This window comes from Mucilaginibacter sp. dw_454 (assembly GCF_018449775.1).
Lineage (GTDB): Bacteria > Bacteroidota > Bacteroidia > Sphingobacteriales > Sphingobacteriaceae > Mucilaginibacter.
Genome location: NZ_JAAVVB010000001.1, coordinates 82,002 through 106,515 on the forward strand (window position 1 = coordinate 82,002; position 24,514 = coordinate 106,515).

At 43.8% G+C, this 24,514-nt stretch carries 22 protein-coding genes; 7 read left to right on the top strand and 15 right to left on the bottom strand.

The genetic code is table 11. From position 1 onward, the window contains the following. Nucleotides 1-40: 40 nt before the first annotated feature. The 4 genes from HB679_RS00390 to HB679_RS00405 form a co-directional block, all read right to left on the bottom strand. A complete protein-coding gene (locus HB679_RS00390) occupies nt 41-3,121 on the bottom strand; it encodes an efflux RND transporter permease subunit (protein WP_214069957.1) in 3,081 nt (1,026 codons plus the stop codon). Next, nucleotides 3,121-4,059 (bottom strand): efflux RND transporter periplasmic adaptor subunit, encoded by a 939-nt coding sequence (locus HB679_RS00395; RefSeq protein ID WP_214069958.1) that lies wholly within the window; start codon nt 4,057-4,059, stop codon nt 3,121-3,123. The genes HB679_RS00390 and HB679_RS00395 overlap by 1 nt, the downstream gene beginning before the upstream one ends. Nucleotides 4,060-4,062: 3 nt before the next feature. Then, nucleotides 4,063-5,298 carry a TolC family protein gene (locus HB679_RS00400; RefSeq protein ID WP_214069959.1) on the bottom strand — a complete coding sequence of 412 codons (1,236 nt, stop codon included), beginning with the start codon at nt 5,296-5,298 and terminating at the stop codon, nt 4,063-4,065. Nucleotides 5,299-5,588: 290 nt separating this feature from the next. Next, nucleotides 5,589-6,272, bottom strand: coding sequence for a type II CAAX endopeptidase family protein (locus HB679_RS00405; RefSeq protein ID WP_214069960.1), 684 nt, complete (start codon nt 6,270-6,272; stop codon nt 5,589-5,591). Between the two features lie 113 nt (nt 6,273-6,385). Between HB679_RS00405 and HB679_RS00410 the strand changes: the two genes are divergently transcribed. Beyond that, on the top strand, nt 6,386-6,799 hold the full coding sequence (locus HB679_RS00410) for an EamA family transporter (protein WP_214069961.1): 414 nt from the start codon (nt 6,386-6,388) through the stop codon (nt 6,797-6,799). 5 nt (nt 6,800-6,804) lie between these two features. Here HB679_RS00410 and HB679_RS00415 read toward each other — a convergent pair whose 3' ends face one another. After that, entirely contained in the window at nt 6,805-7,503 is a 699-nt protein-coding gene (locus tag HB679_RS00415; RefSeq protein ID WP_214069962.1) for a type II CAAX endopeptidase family protein, read from the bottom strand. A 54-nt stretch (nt 7,504-7,557) separates the two neighbouring features. Here HB679_RS00415 and HB679_RS00420 point away from each other — a divergent pair, with 54 nt between their 5' ends. Together HB679_RS00420 and HB679_RS00425 are read left to right on the top strand one after the other, a co-directional pair. After that, nucleotides 7,558-8,721 (top strand): MFS transporter, encoded by a 1,164-nt coding sequence (locus tag HB679_RS00420; RefSeq protein WP_214069963.1) that lies wholly within the window; start codon nt 7,558-7,560, stop codon nt 8,719-8,721. A gap of 53 nt (nt 8,722-8,774) precedes the next feature. Continuing rightward, nucleotides 8,775-8,969 carry a hypothetical protein gene (locus HB679_RS00425; protein WP_214069964.1) on the top strand — a complete coding sequence of 65 codons (195 nt, stop codon included), beginning with the start codon at nt 8,775-8,777 and terminating at the stop codon, nt 8,967-8,969. Between the two features lie 191 nt (nt 8,970-9,160). Here the strand turns inward: HB679_RS00425 and HB679_RS00430 are convergent, their stop codons facing one another. Next, complete coding sequence (locus HB679_RS00430; RefSeq protein ID WP_214069965.1) at nt 9,161-10,804, bottom strand: glycosyltransferase family 39 protein; 1,644 nt, start codon at nt 10,802-10,804, stop codon at nt 9,161-9,163. Between the two features lie 270 nt (nt 10,805-11,074). On the opposite strand from HB679_RS00430, the gene HB679_RS00435 reads away from it, so the two are divergent. The 3 genes from HB679_RS00435 (at nt 11,075) to HB679_RS00445 (ending at nt 13,457) form a co-directional block, all read left to right on the top strand. Continuing rightward, nucleotides 11,075-11,605 (top strand): DUF2911 domain-containing protein, encoded by a 531-nt coding sequence (locus HB679_RS00435; RefSeq protein WP_214069966.1) that lies wholly within the window; start codon nt 11,075-11,077, stop codon nt 11,603-11,605. Between the two features lie 231 nt (nt 11,606-11,836). Continuing rightward, on the top strand, nt 11,837-12,913 hold the full coding sequence (locus HB679_RS00440) for a DUF3810 domain-containing protein (protein ID WP_214069967.1): 1,077 nt from the start codon (nt 11,837-11,839) through the stop codon (nt 12,911-12,913). Nucleotides 12,914-12,968: 55 nt separating this feature from the next. Next, nucleotides 12,969-13,457 (top strand): hypothetical protein, encoded by a 489-nt coding sequence (locus HB679_RS00445; protein WP_214069968.1) that lies wholly within the window; start codon nt 12,969-12,971, stop codon nt 13,455-13,457. Nucleotides 13,458-13,460: 3 nt separating this feature from the next. Here the strand turns inward: HB679_RS00445 and HB679_RS00450 are convergent, their stop codons facing one another. The 3 genes from HB679_RS00450 to HB679_RS00460 form a co-directional block, all read right to left on the bottom strand. Next, complete coding sequence (locus HB679_RS00450) at nt 13,461-13,712, bottom strand: hypothetical protein (RefSeq protein WP_214069969.1); 252 nt, start codon at nt 13,710-13,712, stop codon at nt 13,461-13,463. Nucleotides 13,713-13,896: 184 nt separating this feature from the next. Further along, nucleotides 13,897-14,193: a thioredoxin gene (trxA, locus tag HB679_RS00455; protein ID WP_214069970.1), complete on the bottom strand. Its 297-nt coding sequence runs from the start codon at nt 14,191-14,193 to the stop codon at nt 13,897-13,899. Between the two features lie 378 nt (nt 14,194-14,571). After that, on the bottom strand, nt 14,572-14,934 hold the full coding sequence (locus HB679_RS00460; RefSeq protein WP_214069971.1) for a response regulator: 363 nt from the start codon (nt 14,932-14,934) through the stop codon (nt 14,572-14,574). A gap of 424 nt (nt 14,935-15,358) precedes the next feature. On the opposite strand from HB679_RS00460, the gene HB679_RS00465 reads away from it, so the two are divergent. Then, nucleotides 15,359-17,506, top strand: a complete 2,148-nt coding sequence (locus HB679_RS00465; protein WP_214069972.1) for a formylglycine-generating enzyme family protein — start codon at nt 15,359-15,361, stop codon at nt 17,504-17,506. A 173-nt stretch (nt 17,507-17,679) separates the two neighbouring features. Here the strand turns inward: HB679_RS00465 and HB679_RS00470 are convergent, their stop codons facing one another. The 6 genes from HB679_RS00470 to HB679_RS00495 form a co-directional block, all read right to left on the bottom strand. Then, entirely contained in the window at nt 17,680-20,742 is a 3,063-nt protein-coding gene (locus tag HB679_RS00470; RefSeq protein WP_214069973.1) for a DUF2723 domain-containing protein, read from the bottom strand. Between the two features lie 482 nt (nt 20,743-21,224). After that, on the bottom strand, nt 21,225-21,434 hold the full coding sequence (locus HB679_RS00475; protein ID WP_214069974.1) for a hypothetical protein: 210 nt from the start codon (nt 21,432-21,434) through the stop codon (nt 21,225-21,227). Nucleotides 21,435-21,785: 351 nt separating this feature from the next. Next, on the bottom strand, nt 21,786-23,051 hold the full coding sequence (locus tag HB679_RS00480; RefSeq protein ID WP_214069975.1) for a metallophosphoesterase: 1,266 nt from the start codon (nt 23,049-23,051) through the stop codon (nt 21,786-21,788). A gap of 165 nt (nt 23,052-23,216) precedes the next feature. Continuing rightward, the gene (locus tag HB679_RS00485; protein WP_214069976.1) at nt 23,217-23,387 is read right to left on the bottom strand and encodes a hypothetical protein; all 171 of its coding nucleotides are present in this window, start codon (nt 23,385-23,387) and stop codon (nt 23,217-23,219) included. A gap of 54 nt (nt 23,388-23,441) precedes the next feature. Continuing rightward, entirely contained in the window at nt 23,442-24,077 is a 636-nt protein-coding gene (locus HB679_RS00490) for a Pr6Pr family membrane protein (protein ID WP_214069977.1), read from the bottom strand. Beyond that, nucleotides 24,074-24,421 (bottom strand): MmcQ/YjbR family DNA-binding protein, encoded by a 348-nt coding sequence (locus HB679_RS00495; RefSeq protein WP_214069978.1) that lies wholly within the window; start codon nt 24,419-24,421, stop codon nt 24,074-24,076. Before HB679_RS00495 ends, HB679_RS00490 begins: the two co-directional genes overlap by 4 nt. Nucleotides 24,422-24,514 lie beyond the last annotated feature (93 nt).

The following is a 24,514-nucleotide window of genomic DNA, read 5'->3' on the forward strand; positions in this document are numbered from 1 at the left end:
CGACATAAATATCTGCTTAAATTCTGTAGACACCTTGTATTTACCCAACGTGTTCGTCTAAATGTTTATGCGGATTTACATCACCCTTACGATAAAGGATTTGCAGCATGCTTGGCAGCACAATCAGCAGCAAAGGCAGCGCTGCAAGGAAACCGCCAATAACTGCGATAGCCAAAGGCTGATGCAACTGTGCTCCGGCACCTATGCCCAAAGCCAAAGGCATTAAGGCAATGATAGCGCCTAAAGCCGTCATTAATTTGGGGCGCAAGCGGGTGGATATGGAATAGATAATCGCTTCATCAGCTTTGCTGCCTGCCAATACGCTTTGTTTAAATTGCAGGAAGGTGAAAATGGCATTTTCGCCAATAATACCCACAATCATGATCAGGCCGGTATAGCTGCCTACGTTTAACGGCGTGCTGGTAACAAACAAGGCAAGCAAACTGCCTGCTATGCCCAATACAGATATGCATAAAATCAAAACCGCTATTCTGAATTGCTTAAATAAAAACAGTATTACCCCAAATACCAACAGGCAGGCTACGATCAGTATCGTCAATAACTCTTTAAATGATTGCTGTTGCTCGGCATCGGCTCCTCCATACTCAACATGGTAACCTTGCGGCAGGTTAATTTTAGCTACCGCGTTTTTAATTGCAGGCATTACTGTACCCAGGTCGGCGCCTTCCAATCGTGCGCTGACTACACCAATTGACTGCAGGTTTTCGCGGTTTATTTCGGCTTCGCCGGATTTTAGCTCTACTGTAGCCAGGCGGCTAATCGGAATCATATTGCCTTTTGGCAGGAAAATATTTAAATCTTTAACATTAGAGATACTCAACGAGCGGTTACCGGGGTAAACCATACGGATAGGGGCCAACTGCTGCTTATCAAACAAATTACCAACAAGGCTACCTTCCAGAGCCGTTTGCGTTTGGGTTTGCAGTTCGGCAGCGGTAACGTTGTATTGGGCCAGCATATCATAATTAGGCACAATACTTAAGGATGGACCGGCAATCACAATACCATCAAAAACATCGGCGGTACCTTTTACCGAGTTTAGGGCAGCCGCTATTTGTTTCGATAAACTCTGCAAAGTATGCTGATCGTTTCCATATACTTTAACTTCGATAGGTTCAGCAGTAGTAGTCAGGTCGCCCAGCATATCGCCAATAACCTGCCCAAAATCAATAACCAGAGCCGGCTGTGTAGAAGCTATTTTTTTACGCAAATCGCTAATTACCTCATCTGTAGTTTTGGTGCGATTTTTTTTCAGCTGGATCAGATAATCGCCGCGATTAGGTTCTGTGATAAAGAAACCCATCTGCGTACCGGTACGGCGCGAATAAGCTTCAACCTCGGGTTGTTTAATGATGATCTTTTCGGCCTCGCGCAGCATGCGGTCAGTTTCTTCCAGCGATGTGCCCGGAGGCGATGAATAATCAAGCACGATACTGCCTTCATCAATGTCCGGCAGGAAACCTGTTTTTAAAGTATTAGGGATGATGACAATTACCAGGATCAATCCAATTACAATTACGGCGCTTAACCAGGGCCGCAAAATGAACCAGCGTACCCAGCGCTGTTTATGAACACGATGCGCTTTTTCTTTATGCTCTTTAAGTGCCGAGCTTAATTTGGGTTTAGGGGTAAGCAGCAGATAAATTACCGGTAAACCTATCCAGGTAACCAAAAACGAGCATACCAATGTAATGATCATGGTATTTGTCAATACCTGGAAATAAGCGCCCGCCACACCTGTCATCAACAAAAAGGGTACAAAAATAACGATGGTGCTGATGGACGATCCAACCATAGCCGGGAACAGATAAGTCAATGTTTTTTGGATCGAGATCCGGGTCAATTCGTTAGGGTGCTCCTCCTGGGTGCGATGGATCTGCTCGACAACGACAATGGCATCATCAATAATTAAACCTATAGCCGCGGCGATGGCGCCCAGCGTCATGATGTTGAAGGTGTAGCCAACCCAGTACAGCACAATCAGCGTCAAGCCAAGCGTAACCGGGATGGTAATTAAAATAGTTGCGCTGGCTTTGACTGAACGCAGGAAAATTATCGCTACGATAATTGCCAGTAATAAACCAATCCAAAGACTATCGCTGACGCTTTTTATAGAAGCATTAACAAAATCGGCCTGTATGTAGTAAGGTTTAATGGTCACATCGGCTGGCAAAAGCTTTTGCAACTCCTGCACCTTGCCGGCCATAGCATCCGACAGTGACACCAGGTTGGCATTTGGTTGTTTAATTACCGCAATGAGCACACCATCATGTCCGTTGGCATTAATACGGGTGTATTCAATGCCTTCATTGATCTGTACTTCGGCAATGTCTTTAAGTTGAATGATCCGTTTGTGGTCATTACTCACAATCATGTCTTCCAGTTCTTGCCTGGTAGCTATGGTAGCATCGGTAACGGCCAGGTAAAGCATTTTATAATCTGACAGATAACCGCCCGATTTTACAAAGTTGGTTTGCGCTAAAGCATTGGTAATAATATCAGGCGTTACGCCCAGGCTGCTCATTTTCTGGCGATTTAAGATCAGCCAATACTCTTTAACTTTACCGCCAATAACCCTGATCTCTGACACGCCATCTACCTGCGAAAGGAACGGCTTTACCGTATAAGTAGCCAACTGCCGCAGCTCTATTGGCGAGCGGCTATGACTCTCCAGCGTGTAGCCGCTAACAGGCAGAATAGAAGGGTTCATTTTCTCTACCGTTATATTCACGTCGGCAGGTAAATCATTTTTGATTTGATCAATAGCCGACTGGATGCGCTGCTGGCTCAGGTCCATATCAGCATTCCAGCTCATAAAGGCCGAGATCTCACAACTACCGCGACTGGTGGTGCTGCGCACAATTTGCAGATCGGGTACCTGTTTAACCACATTTTCCAGCGGTTTAGTAACGGTGACCATCATTTTGTCTACAGGCTGCAAGCCTTCGTCGGCAATGATCTTTATTTTAGGAAAGGTGATTTCTGGGAAAAGTGAGGTTTGCAGTTTGGTGTACGCAAAAACGCCGCCGGCAATAATGAGTGCCAGTACCAATGCCAATGGCTTACGGTGCGATATGAAAAAGTCTTTTTTCGCCGTCATTACTTCACGATGTTAACTTTAGCGGTGTCGGCCAAACCATAATTACCGGTAACCACAATCTTATCGGTAGGCCCAAACTTTGGCGTCAGTATCTCTACACGGTCGCCCACATCAATGCCTTTAGTAACCGGCACTTTTACAGCAGTGTTATTATTGATGAGTTTCATCACCCAAAAATCTGTCTGGGTTTCGTTGGTAAGCACTGCTGTTTTAGGCAATGATTGTGTGTGTGATTTTGATGAACGGATGATCTGTGCTTTAGCAATCAGGTTTTCGGGAATGTCATTGCCGGCACTAATCTTAATTACTACGCCTTGTGTCTGCGCGGTAGTATCTACAGAAGGCATGAAGGAACTTACCTTACCGGTTATTTTGCGACTATCGGGCAAAGTTAGCTGTACATCCTGGTTGAGTTTAACTGTTGATCGCATCTCATAGGGCAATTGCATCACAAAGGCAAAACTGGCGCGGTCGCTTATTATGGCCAGTTGTTCGCCATCCGCCACATAGTCGCCGCTTTGGTGATTGAGTTGGGTGAGGTAACCATGCGCGGGCGCTTTGATTTTGCTAAGCCCCGAAAACTTAAAGGTGGTATCCAATACATTGATGGTGTTACCTATAGTTTGAGCCTCTTTAGTTTTAATGGTGAACATTACCTGCCCCTGGTTTACATACTGCCCCGGTTTTAGGTTGCCTTGTACATAGCCGTTGGCGTTGGCCTTCACAATATTTTTTTGCTGAAAGGTTGAAGTGGCATTCAGGCTGGTATAATCAACCAAAGTGCTATCGTTAATAGTCGTGACAGTGACCGGCGTAATAGCTTCAACTTTCGCGTCGTCGCCTTCATCGCCTCCGGCAGATTTACCTTTGCAGGCGGCCAGTAAAACCAGCAGGCTTAGTGTTAAGTAAAGTGGGGTATGGGTATTGAATATCTTCATGGGTTATTTGTTCCAGTAGTTAATTTGGTTTACCAGTTGCAGCCCGGTAATGGTGGTTTGCGTAAACAGGTTCTTTACCGTTAGGTAGTTGTTAATAGCCAAAATTAAGTCGGCAATTTTAAGGTCGCCGGTTTGCATAAGCTGGGTATCTACCTTAATCAGGCTTTCTACATATTTCATTTGGTCGGTCACCTGGGCCAGCAGGGCCTCGTTCTCGGCCAATTGTTGATTTAGCTGCGCCAATTGCTGGCGATACTGCCTGTCGAAAAACGCCTTATAGTTTTGGCGGGTATCTTCATTCAAATCCAGTTTTTTGATAGCTAATTTACGTTGGCCACCATCGTAGATGGGGATAGATAAGGTAAAACCTGCGCTAAAACCAAAGTTTTTATACTCCTGCCCGGTAAAGTCGGTATTAAAACCGGCATCAGCTAAGGCGTTCAATTTGGGTTTATAAGTAAAGTCCAATAGGCGACGGCTGTTGATCAACTTTAAACTGTCGGTTTGAAATTGCTTAAAGTAGATGCTATTGGCCGGGTCGGTAATTATAGCTCTGCTGATATCAGGTTTACTCAGTATTACCAGTGTAGTATCGTTAGCCCCGGCTAAATAGTTTAAGGTTGCGTAATCATTCTTGTATTGCGCCCGCGATAGGGAAAGCTGAAGCTGTGCCTGCTTAAGTGTCACCAAAAAGGTCAGATAATCGCTTTGGCGGTAGACGTTGGCGCGGGTGAGTTTTTTGAGCACCTCGTCTTCTTTTTCAAGTAGCGATACCACCTCTTTATTAAAATCAAACAGTTGCAAACTACCATAAGCAGTAATGTATTGCGCGGTGACAGATTTTCTCAAATCCTGTTCCGAAATTCTGACCGAGTTGGCCACCGACTGTGTTGATAACGTAATCGTCTGCACCTGCTCATTAATATTTTTACTGCCTACGATTGCTTTATTTACGCCCAATAACCCGTCCAAAACATGCTCGTTAGTAATAGCCGGGGCGTAACCATAGCCATTGATTACCGGTGCATACAAACCGCCGCTATTTACCGCCACTTGCGGGCGAAGGCCGGCACGCAGGCGCAGACTATCCAGTTGGTTAGAGGCTATCTGGTTATTCAGATCTTTAAGTAACGGGCTATTACCACGGGCAACCTCCAGGTAATGATCTAATGAAAGGCTTTGCGCCAGCGTTGTAGTGGTGAGGAAGATTGAAAAAATGACGCTTAGAAGCCTTTTCATGTATGGTTGTTGTATTTCTGTGTCGCTTACTGGACTCACCCGATCTACGCTTCGCTGGATCACCCTCTCTTCCGCAAGCGGGAAAGAGGGTAGGCAGACTTACGAAGTTTTTAAAACTTCATAAGTCTAAGTCGCATTGAACAACCCTCTTTCCGCCGAAGGCGAAGAGAGGGTCGACGAGCGGAGCGATGTCGGGGTGAGTCATCGCCGTACGACAATGCTCTTTATCCAGCTAAAATAAAGATATAATCTGTATAAAAATTGGAGTAATAGTAGCCTGCTACAAATTGTTACTTAACAAAATAGTGTAAGAACGTAAAACCCAGCCAGTCGAATAGCAAATGAGCCGCAATAAGTGGTTTGATGTTGCGATATTTTTGATAATGGACAGCCATTATCACAGCAAACAAAAAGGTGAAAAGAAATTCGTGGGCACTATGATAGGAATAGTGCATTGACGAAAATAGCACGGCCGAAATTACGATAGGAAGATATTTATGTTTTAACACCACCGACAGCCGTGTTAAAATATACCCCCTGAAAATAATCTCTTCGGTTACGCCGGCGGTAGTTGCTATTGTAGTAATTAATAACCAGCGTCCGTTCATGAACCGGGCAATTTGACGGGCTAGTTCTTTATTTTGAGGAAACCCCAGTAAAGACATAACAGACGACAGTAAGTTAATGGCTACCGTCAATACAAAAAGAATAATGGCCCATTTTAAGATAAACTTAAACCCTGATTGTCTTTCTTGCCAGATAAGCAGCGGCTGATTTTCAAATTGGTCTGCATACCACCATAAAAATGCAAGTTCTACCCAATAACCTAATTGGCTGCAAATAATGGAAGTGACAGCTGGCAAATGGGCACCAACTATAAGGTTATAAAATACAATTGGCCAGGCCGCAGCTATAATTACGCCTATGAGTAGTGTAATTATAGATGGTTGGGCTGATGCTGCCGATTTTTGCAAATACTTAGATTTTGGTTAGTATAGTAAAGCTATCAATAAATTAGTCGGCAACAAGTTTTATACAGATTTGTTGCCGATCTTTATCTGTATAACACAATTAAAATAAAAATTCGATGTGGTGGATCTATGCTTTATTATCTGCGCTGTTTGCGGCGCTTACGGCCATTTTTGCTAAGGTGGGCATAAAAGGAGTTGATACCGATCTGGCCACTGCCATACGCACGGTAGTGATCATTATCATAGCCTGGGCCATTGTTTTTGTTAAAGGTGCCAACGGTGGTATTGCTAACCTGACCAGGCAAAATTGGATCTTTTTGATTTTATCGGGCTGCGCGACGGGGCTGTCCTGGATCTGTTATTTTAAAGCTTTGCAACTAGGCAAAGTTTCGCAGGTAGCACCGGTGGATAAATTGAGCGTAGCGCTGTCCATTGTTTTAGCCGCGGTTTTCCTGGGCGAGTCTATCTCTCTTAAAACAGGCATTGCTGCAGGGCTGATCATTAGCGGTACGCTGGTGCTGATTTTTTAAGGCGACTATTTTAAATATTGCGCTGCCAGGACAAGGCCGACTACGTCGATTAAAAAGTGTACAATAATCAGCGGTTTGATGTTGCCATAACGCTGGTAATGAACCGCCATGATAACGCCTATCAAAAAAGAAAAAATATACTCGCGCGGGCTGTTGTACTTATAATGTAGCAGGGCAAACATCCCTGCCGAAATGATAATGGGGATATACTTGTTTTTAATCAGCAGAGAAAGCCTGGTAAATACATATGCCCTAAAGATCATCTCCTCGCAAAAACCCGCCGTAAAGCTGATAAACACAATTAGGATAGGGTGCCCCTTTACTGTAGCAGCTATTTGCTTCATTACCGCGTTGCTTTCTTTAAAGCCCAGGAGGGTGGGAATGGCCGAAACAATCTGTGCCAAAAAGCCCACCGCGTACAAAATTAATATTGATTTTAAAAGAAATTTAAAGCCCGATTCTTTCTCGGTCCAGATCAATAAATTTTGCTTTTCTACAAAGCGGGCATAGAGCCAGAGCAAGCCAACCTCGGTCCAAAAAATAAAGCGCGAATAGTAAACTTTATGCTCATAAGTTAAAGACGATCCGGCAATCAAAGCCGATAATATTAAAGGAAACAGAAACGCCAAAATTATACCGGTAATGATTTTTGCCTTTGGTATGCCAGGTGCCGGTACAGCTTGGGGTTCGGTTATATTATCCATACTGTAATAATACTTAAAGATTATGACGATGGCAATTCTTAAATTTGCAGCGCCATGATTAATCAGCTATCACCCAAAATAAGAACGCCCCGGCAGCTGCGTTTAGCCAACGCGGTTTTCTTTTTCCTGTCGGGGTTTGGGTATGCATCGTGGGCATCGCGCATACCGGCTATTAAGCATCAACTCCATTTAGACGAGGCGCAGTTGGGCGGCATTTTATTTGCCATGCCGGTAGGTTTGCTGCTTACGCTGCCGGTAACCGGTAAGCTTTTAAGCAAACATAGCAGTCGGCGCATTATGTTCTTCGGCAGTTTGTTTTTTGCGGTAATGCTGGCCCTGATAGGTTTTGCCACTACCGTTTGGCAATTGGTGGCAGTGTTGTTTTGCTTTGGGGTAGCACGTAATTTATTCAATATATCTACCAACGCCCAGGCGGTAGCGGTGCAGGCTATGTACGACAGATCTATTATGGCCAACTTTCACGGCATCTGGAGCCTGGCCGGGTTTGCAGGAGCGGCAGCGGGCTATTTCATGGTGTATTACAACATAGCAACCGAATATCATTTGCTGGGCGCCAGCCTGATCCTGATTGTCTTAACGCTACTATTTATCAAAGGGACTATTTACCAGGCGCCGGTACCGCAGCCGCAGAAGAAGCTGTTTACGCTGCCCGATAAATCGCTGCTGATATTCTCGCTCATCTGCTTCGCCAGTATGGCTTGCGAGAATACCATGTACGATTGGAGCAGTATCTATTTTAATAAAGTGGTCCACGTGCCGCGCTCTACCGCTACAGGTAGCTTTGTGGTGTATATGATTGCCATGACTTCGGGCCGCTTTTTGGGCGATGCCGGAGTAAATCGTTTTGGTATAAAAAGCGTACTCAGGTTGAGCGGCATCTTTATTTTCTGCGGATTATTAATGGCCGTTTTCTTGCCTTATACCATCCCGGCTATGGTCGGCTTTGTACTGGTAGGGCTGGGGGTATCGTGCATTGTACCTATGGTATTCCAAATGGCCGGAAAGTCAACAATCATGAGCAGCGGGGCTGCACTGGCTTCCATTTCGTCAATCGGTTACCTTGGTTTTTTAATTGTGCCGCCGTTTATTGGTTTCATAGCGCAAGCGGCGGGTTTGCAGCTATCTTTCGGGCTAATTGCCTTGTTAGGTGCATTAATTGTAGTGTTGGTATACAACATTAAGGATACTGATAGTTAAATTGCAAACAATACCGCTTAAACTACGTTCAGGTTATAGTAATACCAGCGTACATGAAAGCCGAGAAAAAACATTATAAGTTTATTAACAGTAAAACCGGGTACGTTATACATCATTTTACTCTTACTGAAGACCTTAACGAAGCGGATGTAAAAGCCGCCTTAGAAAAGGTAAAGGCTGACGTGGCCACCAAAAACAGCATATTCCTGGATACTATTTACTGGGAAGAAGATAAAGAAACCGAATAGTTATTACCTATAAATCAAGTCAAAAAACACTGTAGGTGTTTAAGGTCGGTAGATATTAATAATATAAAATCATGGCATGCCGTCAGGTATGCAACTTCGCAAGTTTCGTACCTAACGGCACGAATTTTTGGGTTGTTTTTCTGTGCTACCGACGTTAAACACCTATGGTGTTAATGAGTTGAGGCGCAAATTTACCGGCTGATCAGATAAACTTTCTCCAACACTTTCTCCCTCGTATCGGTATTAACAAAAGCCGGTAATATTCTTTCTTGAGGGTAATGCGTGAAACTTTTTAGGAGGTGGTAGGGGATGTGGTTATTGTTGAGGTAATTGAGCAGGTACTGCGTTACATACATCACCGATCCCGGCGCATTCATGTCTTTAAATTTCTCCACCGGTAAAAAGGTAACCGGGTTATTGCACTCAAACTGGAATACATTGCTCTCCATCCGCCCCGAATAAATATTGGTATAATTATGTTGGTTGACGTATTGCGCCGCCGGGATCTGCCCGTTGTAACTGGTTAGTACAGGATATAGCACCATCGCGAGGTAAAAATTGGCAAAGAGCACGGCCGAACAATTGATAAAAAATGCTTTGCGATGCAGATCTTTCACTTGTTTGCCGATAAGCGATATCAGCAGGAAAAATAAAACGCAATCCACCACAAAAAACAACTGGCTGGCCGGTTTTAAAAAGATATTGATCACAAACACCACAATCGTAAACAAAATGATATAGATGCCCTGGTTGGCCAGTCTGAATTTATTGGCTCTTACAGATAGCTGCCTGTAGCAATAAGGTGCCGTAACTATAGCAAACAGCGGGAAAACCGTATTGGCATAAAACGGCAGCTGGAATTTTGAAAGCGAGAATAGTACTAGTAGTAACAACCCGCCGCTCAAGGTGTAATATTCTGCCAAACCTGTTTTGAAATATATTTTACGGATAGATTTATAAACTGCGTAATAAAACAGCAAGCACCAGGGCGCGAAGGCCCACAACAGGGTATGCACATAAAAGAAAATATCGCTGCCCTTAGTGCGGCTTATCGGTCCGTTGTTTACAAAGCGGCCAAACTGGCTATCCCACAAAAACCACCAGATGCCGGATACACCATGCTTGCCGAAAACCAATTTCTCAGGATGCAGATCAAACTGGATATACAGCGCATAAAACTCGGGCAGTGTGAAGATCAGCGTTAGTAAATAAAGCAACCAGAACCGGGGTTTAAAAATACTGCTAAACCTGCGCGTAAATATCGCCTGGCCCAGCAAACTGCCGTATATCGCTACAATCACAAAGATGCCTTTGGTCATGATGGCGCAGGCGGTAAACAGGGCGGCCAGCAGCAGGTCCTTAAATGTAAACTCGTCGTTCAGGTTACTTATATGATATATGGATGCAATAACCAGCGCCATCAAATAAGGCTCGGCACGCACATCCGTGTTTGACATGATGATGTATTGCGAGGTCATCAAGATCAGTACGGCAACCGCAGCAGCCTCCCAATCATAATATTTACGGGCGAATAGGTATGTATATCGCGCAGCTAACAAAAAGAATAAAAGAGCAGGCAGCCGATAGGCCCAAACGCTTACGCCAAAGAGCTTAAAGCTCAGCACAATCATCCAGAAGGGGAAATGCGGTTTGTCCAGCCAATCCTGTCCGTAAGTGTAGAGTTGCAGCAGATCATGCTTATGTAGCATGGTTTTGGCTATGGCCGCGTACAGTCCGGGGTCGTCGGTGAAGAAATTTACGTTAATGCCGGCCACGTTAACCGCAAACGCCAAAACAAACAGCAATAAGTAAACGGGTTTGTCTTTATTCTTCATCCCTGCAAATAAAGTGTAATAATAAGGCTTTTAAGCGTGATGCTAAAAATAGGTCACAAAAAAACCCTTGCCTCAAAGAGACAAGGGCCAACTCACAACAATTGTTTAACCTTGGGCTATGAAACCCTCAGTCAATTCCTAACTGCAAAGTGAATTCTGTTGTTATAACATCTTATATTGAACATAGTTTGAGCGGTTTGACGAATTTTTTAAAAAGGTTGTTTCCATCAAAAATCGACCTATCTTTACCGTAAATCAATACCAAAAAACATGAAAAAAGCATTTTTATTAAAAGCCATTGCAGGGTTTGCAGTTGCACTTTTAATCTCTACCGTTTCATTCGCGCAAAAGAAAGCGCCGCTTAGTCCGCGCGACAGCACATCGGGTGTGGTTCATGGTGCTCATATCAGCATCAACTATGGCGCACCTTCTGTACGTAACCGTAAAATCTATGGCGGACTGGTTCCTTTCGATAAAACCTGGAGAGCAGGTGCAAACGAGGCTACCACCTTTACAACAGACAAAAACGTAACCATTGGCGGCAAAACTTTACCTGCCGGTAAATACAGCGTATTTGCTACGCCTGGCCAAAAAGAATGGAAAATCATTTTCAATTCTCAATTGGGCGAGTGGGGTATAAAAAATAATGGCGATGCCAATGACGACCCGGCTAAAGATGTTGTAGTTGCTACTGTTACGCCTAAAAGTGTACCTATGACCGAGCGTATGAAATACACGGTTACCAAAACAGGTTTTGACTTAGTTTGGGAAACTACTGCTGTATCGGTAACAGTTAAATAAGCTAAAGCGATTTAAAACGTTTAAATAGCGATGGGTTTTAAGCCCATCGCTATTTTTTTGCCGCTATTTTCCAACTTATCATTGCGAGGTACGAAGCAATTTCTGCGCGCCAGGCGGATAATATTACTTACCTATCGTGTAGCGATTGCTTCGTACCTCGCAATGACGTTTTTTATCAAGCTTTTAACCCCATCGCTATTTTTTTTGCTTAACGCGACTATATTTGTATAGATGCCAAAACGCCTCAATCAACTACAAAAACGACTATTAGCTATCGCGATATTGGCGATAATGTTGTTTATGCTGGGCTTGTTTGAAGACCACCCCCACGCGGTCGAAAAGTATTACTCAGAGGGTGTTTACGTACTCATCTGCAAAATATTTCATCCCCTATTTAACATCATCCCTTTTAGTGTTGGCGATGTTATTTACATAGCGGTTGTTATTTACCTGATCTATCTTTTTATAAGGCTGATCATGCTGCTTTTTAAAAAGCAGTTTAAACAAGCTGGCAACCTGTTGCTGGGCGTTATCATCGGTGTGCAAACCGGCATGCTGATATTTTATTTGTTTTGGGGACTGAACTACTACCGGCCGTCGATGGGCCGTCGATTGGGCCTGCGCGATACCAGTTACACCACCGCACGCCTGCAGGACATTACCTGCATGATTATTGACAGTACTAACATTGCCCGCGCACGCCTTACAGCCGCTGACACTACACAGGATAATCAGGCTATCTACGCAACCGCTGTAAAAGCTGTTAATCAAATGTCGGCAGATTCGGTCAACTTTCGCGCTTATCATCCGCATATCAAACCATCGCTGCTTACCCCGCTCATGAATTACCTGAGCACCTCGGGCTATTACAATCCGTTCACCAGCGAGGCGCAGATGAACTTTAATCAACCTTATTTTGAACGGTCCTTTGTGGCCTGCCATGAAATGTCGCACCAGCTAGGTTATGGTTTTGAGGACGAAGCCAGCTTTTCGGGCTTTTTAATCGGCATAAAATCTAAAGACAGGTTGATGCGCTATTCTGCTTACCAAAGTGCGCTGGACGAATGCATGCGCGCCCTGCGCCGCCGCGATACCGTTGCTAATAACGAACTGAAAACACACATCTCCAAAGCTGTACGCGCCGATTTTCGGGCAGAGCGGGCCTACTGGCAGCACTACCGCGGGCAAATTAGCCTCATTAGCGGTATATTTTATGATGATTACCTGAAGGCTAACAATCAACCGCATGGCATGGATACCTACAACCAAATGGTTTTGTTACTGGTGGCCTGGTATTCAAAACATTAAATAATTATTGCAAAAAATCTTTACTTTTAAGGCAGATATACCCTGTATTAATTAAATGAAAAAGTGCCTGTTAACTATTGCAATTTATTTAAGCTGCGCGCATGCGTTTGGCCAAAGCACAAGTTTGCTTAACCTCATTAACATGACCAGCCTGAATAATGAGCAAGCTGGCAACAATCTAACTGCTAACAAAGCCTGGGCGCTGCAATATGGCGAAGATCAGAACGGTATGGTGGTTGAACACTATCAAACTACCGGCGTGGTGCAAAACAAAAAGGAAACCATTATTTTAGGGCAAGGGTACAAAACTGCAAATGGCGGCATATTACACACCATCAGTTACGTTAGCCCTAACCCGCAGGACGTGATAAATTTGGCAGGGCAGGCCAAAGCAAGTCTGCTCATCCAGAACTTCCGCGGATCTGATAAAGATTACAATATTTATATCTACGAAAGCATACTGTACCACATGGTGGTGCGTATAAGCCTTAATAATGATAAAGGCGTTATTGATATCACCCAGAAACAAATCTTTGTTGAGTAGGCTTTAAAAGGCGTAAGATCGGTAGTGGCTAATGTGCTTTTCCAGTTGATCCATCACCGCTTTCTTTAAACGGCCCTTGTAGCAAACAATTTTGTTTTGGGGTGTGTACGTAACCTCACCCAAAACCTCGCCGTGTTTAATTACCCTGAAGTTGCCTTCGTTGCTGGGCATAACGGTAATGTTTAGTTCTTCATTAGCGTCGTTTACCAATACGTGGAACTGGCGCTGCGGCATAAATCCTGTTTGCTGTGACATGATGCACCTCCCGGTTTAAAAAGCCTTTCTCTTACTGTTTATACGTTGGCAGATAGTATATGGTTATAACAGCAGGAAGCAACAAATAGTATGTGCTAAATTTACTTTTTGTGTCAATCGTTTGTTATATTTCAAACTTAGCTGGTCAGTATGAACTGCTAACTAAATTGCTGTTAAATAATGGTTATAAATATTGCGTTATAATTTGCTGTAACTGGTTAGCTTGTATCACGCCGCTTTGGCGCCATTTGGTTTGACCCTGTTTAAAAATCATGAGGGTAGGTACTCCCTGAACGTTGTAGGCACTGGCGGCCGCCGGGTTTTTGTCGACATCAATTTTAATGATGGTTACTTTGTCGCCCATGGCGCTTTTAACCTGTTGTAAAATAGGCGCCATCATTTTACAGGGGCCGCACCACTCGGCCGAAAAATCAACCAATACGGGTTTCTCTGAAGCTATGATTTCCTGAAAATTTGCCATGGTACTACAAATGGTATTTATAGTATAACCATTTTAAGCCAAATGTGTTTGTGATTTTATATCTCTGGCTTCACTATACCCCATATCACCTAAGCTCTGGAAAGCCTTTTGGCAAAAAACGACTTTTTACACCTGGCACAAAAGTATTTACGTACAGGTATAAAGAATAAAAGTGTCCTCAATAGCCAGCCTCTGTGTAACTGGTAATGGTGTGGCGTGCCACATCTTGGACAATATTGATATTTTGGATCCGGAAGCGGCTTGAAGTCTGTCAATTTCCTATTGAAATAAGGTAGCTGTATGTAAACATCTATATACGGTATATTCAATAGGGGAGTTGCAAAAATAAAAAAATTTCTATTAACGATAGATACTTATTTAAGTAAGATTTTTGATTTTATCCAGCAATTCATTCATTTCAAATGGTTTAGCTAAAAAATCATCAGCGCCGGCAGCCATGGCCGATTCTTTAATGTCCCGGCTGGCAGAAATCATAATAACAGGAATATTTTTGGTGGTTTCCAGTTGTTTAAGCTTTTTACAGATATCCCTGCCATCTTCTCCTGACATCCATATGTCTAATAACAATAAGTCTGGTAGTTCGTCTTTGAGGTCAAGCACATCGGCACCGTCGCCGGTAGTTGTTACCTGGTATCCTTCAAATTCAAGCAACATTTCAATAGCATCTACAATACCTGGATCGTCATCAGCTATCATGATCTTTTTAGGGAGATGTGTCATTTTGTATAAGATGTTTGAAACATTAAAAAGCTACGTATGCAACTCCTCAATCAACGTCCTGAAAATATTCTTATTTTGCGTAAAATGCAAATCAGAAAAGGCGTTTATTTTTGATAAAACTGTATATCTATATAAAACAATAAACCCCGGAGCACGCTTTTGTTTTATTAAAAACGGCATTTTAATAAGCTTTAAAGGTGGACAAATTAGGTACAGCAATCGATTGTTTGTAAATTATACTTATAGGATACTTATTTAATTTATGGGTTAAATAAAGCCCATGATATCTAATAAATACTTTGAGGGTATTTGCGCTACTCTTTGCGGTTGTACAATTAGTTTCTAATTAAATGGTTATAAAATTTCTTGCACAATGCGGCGGTAATGTTCGGTTCTGCTAACTTGGCATTTTATCTACAATCAAATGTCAATACAATTCCAGCTTCGTCGCAAATTTTGCCTTCTATTATTGCTGTTTGTTTGCGCTGCTGCACGCGCGCAGCAGCCTGCTTTTGCTGGTGCTTTGAGAGAATTATTTAAAGGACCGGTAAGCGACGAACAGCGCGACCAATGGCTGGCCGGTTTAAAGGACTGGCGCAATAAACAAAAGGCCGATCTGCATTACGATAACTCTTTATATGCTAACCCCAAACTGAAGTGGGTTAACCATACTTTCATTTATGTGCAAATGATGGCGCACGATCGTTTTTTTTATGATCCTGTTGCCCGTAAATATACCGTTGCACGTTACCTGGCCGATTTAAAGAAGCGCTATGGCGGTATTGATGCAGTGCTGATATGGCCCACCTATCCAAACATAGGCGTAGATAACCGCAACCAATTTGACCTGACCGCAGATTTACCCGGCGGACCCGCAGCTGTAAAGCAAATGATCAAAGATTTTAAAGCGCAGGGCGTGCATGTGTTTTTCCCGATCATGATCTGGGATCATGGTACCCGAAAGATACAATTGCCTATGTCTGAAGCTTTGGTTAAAGAGATGAAAGCCCTAGGAGCCGATGGCATGAACGGCGATACCATGTTGGGCGTGTCTGAGGATTTTTATCAATACACCAAAAGCGAAAATTATCCGCTGGCTTTTCAGCCTGAGTTGTCTGTAAGCAATCTTAAGATGTTAGAATGGAACCGCTTGAGTTGGGGGTATTTCTTTAATTATGAGCAAACGCCCGGCGTATCCATTTACAAATGGCTCGAGCCACAGCACCAGGTAAACATAACCAACCGCTGGGCCATTGATAAAACCTTCGACCTGCAATGGGCTTTTTTTAACGGCGTTGGCTATAACGCGTGGGAGAACGTTTGGGCCGTTTGGAACCAGATCCCTGAGCGGTATGCAGAAGCAATCCGCCGTATCAGTGCTGTTTACCACGCTTACCCGGATAGCTGGAGCAGTAAAGATTGGGAGCCCTATATTCCCGTACTTCAAAAAAATATTTATGCATCTAAATTCCCGTCAGCGGGGCGCACAGTTTATACGTTTATTAATCGCGATAGCGTAGAAATTAAAGGTAAACAAATCAGCCTGCCTTATCACAAAGGACAAACCTATTATGATCTTTGGAACGGAAAGATGCTAAAGCCTGAGCTAGCAGGGGATAAGGCTGTTTTAAGCTTTGATATTGAAGGATTTGGCTACGGAGCTATATTGATTGCTGATGGCGCCTTGAAGCCAGCAGAGCACGCCTTTCTTAATAATATGTCCATCATGAGTAAGCGCAAGCTGAAAACTTATGCTACCGACTGGAGACCTATCCCGCAACAAATGATCGCGATAGCTAAGACCAAAATCCCCGCCAAACAGCCTGACGGTATGGTAAAGATACCCGGCACCAACAACTACCAATTTGAATCGGCAGGGGTGATTATTGAGGGTAATGAACTGCCCGATGCTGTGGGCGTGCAGCATAGCTGGCAATCGCATCCGTCGAGATCGCAAAAACATGAAATGAGTGTGCCGTCGTTTTACATAGACAAGTACCCCGTTACCAATAAACAGTTTAAGCAGTTTTTAAAAGCTACCCAATATCATCCTGCCGATGGTCATAACTTTTTGAAAGACTGGGTAAAAGGCGACTATGCCGAAGGTGCCGCAAACCAACCGGTAACCTGGGTGTCGTTAGATGATGCCCGTGCCTATGCTAAATGGGCGGGTAAACGGCTGCCGCACGAGTGGGAGTGGCAATATGCCGCGCAAGGTACCGATGGCCGTAAATATCCCTGGGGTAATGATGATATCAAGACCAATTATCCGCCCGCAGATACCACGCGCAGCATGCGTAAACCAACCGCTGTGGATGCTTATCCATCAGGCGCCAGCCCGTTTGGTGTAATAGACATGGTAGGCAACGTTTGGCAATGGACGGACGAATACCACGATCTGCATAGCCGTACTGCTATTATTAAAGGCAGCAGCTACTTTCATGCCCAAACATCGGGCTGGTATTTTCCGCCGGCATTAGAGGTTAATAAATATGGCAAATACCTGCTCATGGCACCAAGTATTGACAGGGCAGGCACTATTGGTTTTAGATGTGTTGTGGATGCGGAGTAGAACCAGTCTATCAGCGTAGGACTCACCCCGACTACGCTACGCTGGTCGACCCTCTTTCCGCCGCAGGCGATGAGGGTGGTCGAACGAAGTGAAGACCGGGTGAGTCCCCCGGCGGTAACAAACAAAAAAGGCGACCCATTCCCGGGTCGCCTTTCTCCTATATGCTGATATTTTTATTGTCCTGCTGGTCCGCCTTGTTGTTGCTGTTGGCTAAACAGGGCGCCAAATACGGTTTCGTATTTTTTACCCTCGGCGTCCAGTTTGCCGGCCAGTTGGGTTTGGTGATTTTGCTTGGCAGCGTCGGCCATTTCATAAAGCAGCTGAACACCCATTTGCACATCGCGGCCACTAAACATGCCCGTGTTGTCCTGCATCTGGCGGTTTGCATACTCCAGTTGGTCAACCACATAATCATTAATGCTGTTTACATAGCGGTTGGCCAGGTTAACATCACCTAATTTATAAGCCGATTGTGCTATATAGAACCTTGCACCGGTAATGCGCATATCTACTTTCAGATCAGGCATATTCTCATCGTATTTGTGTAATGCTTTAAGCGCTAAATCATTTTGGCCCTTGGCAATCAGGTTTTGAATCATGTCCATAAAGGTAGTATTCATTACCGGGTAGAACATGGTGGTCGACTCATGATCCAGGTATTTAGCTGTTTTAAATCGGCCAAATTTAAACTTGTTCATTAAGTTGTTGTACATGGTCATGGTGTTTACCCTTGACTGGTCATTTGCTGCAGTATCAGCTTTTAACGGCATCAGGTGGAAAACAAAACCTTCTTTATACAAATAGGGCTGCAAACCAATCAGGTTTTCGCTACCTACGGTAATAGCAAAGCAGATAGGTCTTTTCCAGTTGTTGTGCGCCAATATATCCAGCATAGCCAGGTTATCTTTGCGCACATAGTTTGAAGTATATTTAAACTTCATGGTATCGGCAATTAAGCTCTGCAGCTCGGCAGGTACCACGTTGTTTTTAAGTACATCATCTTTGTTAATGGTAATTTTAAAGTTTTTGGTTGGCAGGTAGTTAGCCGTTTCGCCGCTTTGATAAGTTGCCATTACGCGCGGATCGTCTGACGAAATAAAATCAAACACATCTTTTACTTCGGTATAGCCGGGCAGTTTAGCATCGCGGAAGTATAATACATCGCGCACGCCGTCTTTGTATTTATCAAAAGGCATGGTAATAGGCAATGCATCAGCCTCATTCATTTTACGCTGCATCTGGCGTATGTACCAGTCGCCGGTAAATAAGCTTAAGTTAACCAAACGTACGTCCGGGCGTATGTTTTCTACTTCCTGGTCATACCATAAAGAGTAAGTGTCATTATCGCCATAAGTAAACAAAATGGCGTTTTTAGGGCACGACATGAGGTAGTTATAAGCCATATCATGCGCAATCATTTTAGTAGAGCGGTCATGCGCTTTCCATTCTTCGGCTGCCAGTACAGTTGGTACGGCAAGCAGGCACACCAGTATGGCAGCAAAGGCAGCATTACGGTTAGCCAAAGCTCTTCTTAATACATCGGCAACTGCAACAACCCCAAGGCCAATCCATATGGCAAAGGCGTAGAATGAGCCCACGTAAGAGTAATCCCGCTCGCGTGGTTGTACCGATGGCTGGTTAACATAAATAACAATAGCCATACCGGTAAAGAAAAATAATAAAGCAACAATCAGCGCGTCGCGTTTTTTATTTTTAAAGTGATACCAAAGGCCGAATAAGCCCAATATCAATGGTAAGGCAAACAATGGGGTATGGGTGCGGCTTTCTGTAACCGCTTTTGGCAAATGTTTAAAGCTGTCTATGATACCGGTGGTCCAGTCGCCATCTACATAGCCTTTAAAGCCACCCATTTGCATCTGTCCGTCGCCATCATTAACACGGCCTGCAAAATTCCACATGAAGTATCTAAAATACATCATGTAGCTTTGCCAGCTTACAAAAAACTTCAGGTTGTCTACAAAGGTAGGTTTATCCTGCTGACCCATTTGCAGCCACTCACGATAGAAAGCCGGATCTTGCCCCTCGGTACTGTACATACGCGGGAAGAAGGTGGTATGATCATAAACAAAGTTTTGTGCCTTGCCAGAGATCTCGTATTTGGTGTCGCCTTTGCGGTACATGTTGGCACCGTCGGTTTGATCAATAATCTGCGCATCAAAATAAGGGCCGCTCAGCAATGGTGTTTCGCCGTATTGGATACGGTTTAAGTAACCATTTAAGGTAAATGCATTGTCCGGGTGCGAGTTATCCAAATTAGTATTTGCGGTAGCGCGAATAGGGATGTATATAAATGAGCTGTAACCAAAATAAACAAAGGCAACGCATAAAAATGCCAGGTTCATGGTTGGTTTATTTTTGCGGATACTGTAAATAATACCGGCAACTAATACTGCTATTAACAACAGGAAGAAGAAGAATGAACCCGTACCAAAACCAAGGCCCAGCGTGTTTACAAAGAACAAATCGAAGTAGGCTGATAGTTGGATAGTCCAGTTACGGATACCAAATTGCACCAAACCTAATATTACAATACTGATAAAAAATGCAATCCAGGCACTTTTAACTGTGATTTTGCTGCTGCGTTTAAAGTAATAAACCAGTGCTAGCGCAGGTATAGTTAATAAGTTCAATAAGTGGATACCGATAGATAAACCGATAACGTACGCAATGAAAACAATCCATTTGTCGGCACCGGGCTCGTCGGCATGGGCATCCCATTTCAACATCGCCCAAAATACCAAAGCGGTACAAAGCGATGACCACGCAAATACAATGGTTTCAACTGCCGAGAACCAGAAAGTATCGGTATAAGCAAAGGCTAAAGCGCCTACCAGGCCTGCACCCATAATTAGTATAGTGCGGGTGGTATCTTCGTCGTCGGTAGCATCGGCTTTAGCCGGAATTAATTTTTTAGCGAAAGCAGTGATCGTCCAAAATAAGAACATAATAGTACCGCCACTAGCCAATGCCGAACCCATGTTGGTGAAAAACGGCACCTTGGCATTATTGCCGAAAGACAACAGCGAGAAAAACTTGCCCAACATGGCAAATACCGGATAACCCGGTTGGTGCGCAACCTGTAAACGGAACGCGCAGGAGATAAACTCGCCGCAATCCCAGAAACTTACAGAAGGCTCTAATGTTAAAATATAGGTTGTTGCTGCTATTACAAAGCAAAGCCACCCTAACAGGTTATTGATTTTTTTGTACTGCATGGATTATAGTATAGTTTTATTCAATTTGGTAAATATCTATATTTTAGATGTTAAAAATTAGATCACGCCAGGTGATTAACATCTTTTAACACATTTGCGCAAAGATGATAAAATTACTTTAAGAGTTATAACCGGGTTGAAGGTTTGTGAGAAAATCAATTTTAAGTAATAACCCTCTTTCCCGCTTGCAGAAGAGAGGGCCGACCATCCGCCTTAAGGCGGAGTAGTCGGGGTGAGTACCCGGCGAACAGGGCTAATGGCGTTTCCGCCTTTAGGCGGACCAGACTATCCGCTCCTTCAGGCCTTAATCACAGGCCGGTATCCACTTCAATCCTTAACGCGGAGGACTCAGCCGGTCTTTGCTTCGCTCGACCACCCTCTCTTCGCCTTTGGCGGAAAGAGGGTTAGTTATTAAGCCAACAAAAAACGGATGCCTTATTAGAAAAGCATCCGTTTATTATAATACAGCGAGTGTGCGGTATTTAGATTTTTATGATCCGGGTATCTTTTTTCGGTTGATCGTTGGGACGTAACAACGCCGGCACTAACTTGATGATGCCAATAACCGCACTGCCAATTAACACCAGAGCTTTAAAGCCAAAATGTACAAAAGGCTTCATTACTTCCCAGTTATGTTTGTTGAGGTAAGTACCCCGGTTATCGCGATTATATTTTGCAGGTTGGTTTGCCATGATCTGTTATTTAGGTTAACCTAAGCCATAATCGGGCCATTATTGCGATTTGCACTTATGGACACAATAAGTTAGCTTTATATGATGATGAAAAGCGCAATTAGCGCGGGTATCACAGCTCTGCTAACTACAATCACCGTTTTAATAATAGGTAAAGAACACAGTTTTTGGATATATCTGGGGATATATGCTATGTATTCTATTTTGGTGTATTTGGGTACAAGCTGGTGGTCAAAAAGAGCACTTGCCAAATCGCAGCAGGATTAACCTTTATCGTTTAGATGTAGAGACGCAATATTTTGCGTCTTGATTTAGGTAGTCCAAACTGGTCCACATTTTCAATCAGATCACCTATGCCACTTTCTTCTTCAAAGTAATAACCGTAATCTCCGGCCAGATGCCCAATCGTCCCGAGAAAGCCAGGAAGCCAAAGCCGCGGTTTACATACAGGTAACGGTCCTGTTCATGCGCCAGGCCTGCCCAGTCGAGGTAGCGGTATTGCACCGGACTCCATCTAAAGCCTGCCGTTTCTACCCCAAACTGTGCGCCATGGGTGTGGCCCGCCAGCGTAAGGTGGATGTTAGCCGGATTGTAGCGTACCTGTTCTTCCCAATGGGTAGGATCATGCGATAGCAGGATCTTAAATGCTTTAGGGTCGACGCCTTGCAACGCTTTGTCAAGGTTGCCTATTTGTATAAATCCGCGTCCCCAGTTCTGTACACCAATGAGCGAAATCTTTTGGCCGTTCTTCTCCAGCTCCAGGTTTTCGTCCAATAACAAGCGGTAACCTAAGGCTTTATGATGCGCTTTCAGCTTGTCCAGGTTTGCGGCTTTCTCGGCCTCGCTGTCCCATTGAATGTAATCGCCATAGTCATGATTGCCTAATATAGAGAACTGACCGTAGGGAGCACGTAATTGGCTGAAATTAGCCATGTAGGGTTCTATCTCAAAGGCGGCGTTGTTAACCAGATCGCCGGTGAAAACGAACAGGTCGCTTTTTTGGGCGTTGGCCAGGTCTATACCTTTCTGCACTGCATTTATGTTATCAAAACTGCCGGAGTGTATATCAGAAATTTGGGTGATGGTAAAGCCGTCGAAAGCTTCGGGCAAATCCTCGTAATATAAAGTTTGGCGATGCACCCGGTAATCATACTTGCCACGAAACATGGCATAGAAAAAGCCGAAGAACGGAAAAGCCGCCAGCAGTATCGCCAGCTCACTGATAAACTTGCGCCGTGCAGGGATGTAGCCATTGCTGACGGAATCTTTGTGCTTGTTAGCTACATTAACAATGCCGGCAACGCCGCGACCTATGTCGCCTAAAAACAGCACCAATACAAATATCAGCTTGGTTATAAAAAACGTAAGAAATAAGCTCAGCATCCACTCATGAAAAGGCAACATGCCTTTAGCAGTAGTAAAGCTGCCAAAGCCTATCAAAAACACAATGGTAACACCCACTGATACTACCAGGAAACCCCACGTAACTATTGCCCGTGCCACTTGCGACTGCCAGTTATTGGTAAAAGTCTTTAGCCCTTTAAAAACATACCAATCAAACAAAAAACTGACTACAGCCAGTATCAGAAATATTTTAAGAAAGCCACCTTTGTGCATGGAGTGTTGAGATAAGCCTGCAATTTAAAAAACCTCTCCAATATCCTCTCCAAAGAAGAGGACTTTTACGTTTTGGTGAATAAGTTAATAAAGCCCTCTCCTTTGGAGAGGGTGGGGCGAGGTCTAAAACAAAACCCTGTTTGTTTCGAAACAGGGTTTTGTTTATTAGTGATTGTCGTAATGATGGTCATCATGATGATCGTCGTGGTGATCGCCATCATGCCAATTTGGATCATTTCTGTGTGCTCTGTGTTGGCGATATTCTAAGGAACAGCTTGAAGCGACTACTGATGTAAACAACAACAGGGTAACCACTTTTATAATTAACTTTTTCATAGTTGTAAGTTTTATACGGTGTATAGTATAAAGACCGTGCCAGTTCGAAAAGGTTTAACGCTTTGTACGCAAGCGTGATATCCCGATAACCCCAAAACCCACAATTAAGAAGGCAAGGAGCAAGAAAACAAAGTTTACAGCTATTTGCCCATACGTGAGTTTGTTATGGTCAAGAAAGCTGTAAGGATACAGTTGTGTTAGCGCTCCGCGGACAATGATGTATATAAAATAAATCATTGGATAGATGAGCCAATTAAAAGCTTTGCTCCACGGAATCATAGCTTTAGCGGTAAATACCAGCCAGAATACCACAAACAAAACAGGGGCAACGGTATGGAAAACCTCGTCGCAAAATTTAAACCAGCCAAGCATAACGTGTTGCCCGCGCAGTACAAATTGATATACTAAAAATGTTATGATGATATATAACGACAGCGCACCAAGCACAGATGGTTTTGAAAAGAAACGCCCCCATTGGGATGTCGGTGCAAGCCAAAGCAACGTGATTGCCAGCGCAATCAGAAAGTTGTTTTGAATAGTAAAATAGCTCCATAATTGTACTATGGCGCCGCCTAATGTGCGCCCTTCTGATAAGTATTTAACGATAGAAATATCAAACTGAATAACCAACGCTATCCAAATCAAAATGGCTGATGCAGCCATGTATACGGGTCTGATTTTTTGTTTCATGATTTCTTGGGAGATTTACGGTTTGGTTTCTTATCCATTACGGTTTGCCAGCCGGTGGTAATGGCATCTTGCAGCATATCTTCGCGCACATGGTCCAGCTCAAAAAGGGTAGCGCCATGGTGCGATCCCCATTTATTGGGCACAGGGTAAACTATCTTTGGGTCAAAAGCGCAAAATACCGATTGATCGATTTGCGTCAATATCACGTTCATACGCCGGTCCGTTACCCACATAGTAGCAAATGTACGCCCATTAGCACGAAAGGCGGGGCGGCCAACATGGTCGTATTCTTCAACGCCTGGTAACGATAAAGTAAATTGACGGGCTTGTTCGACGGTTACCATTTATATTTGATTACTAGCTAAATTATTAAATTTATGCTAAAAATCGATGATGTTGGATTTTAAAAGCTATACCTTTATTTATTGCGATGAGCG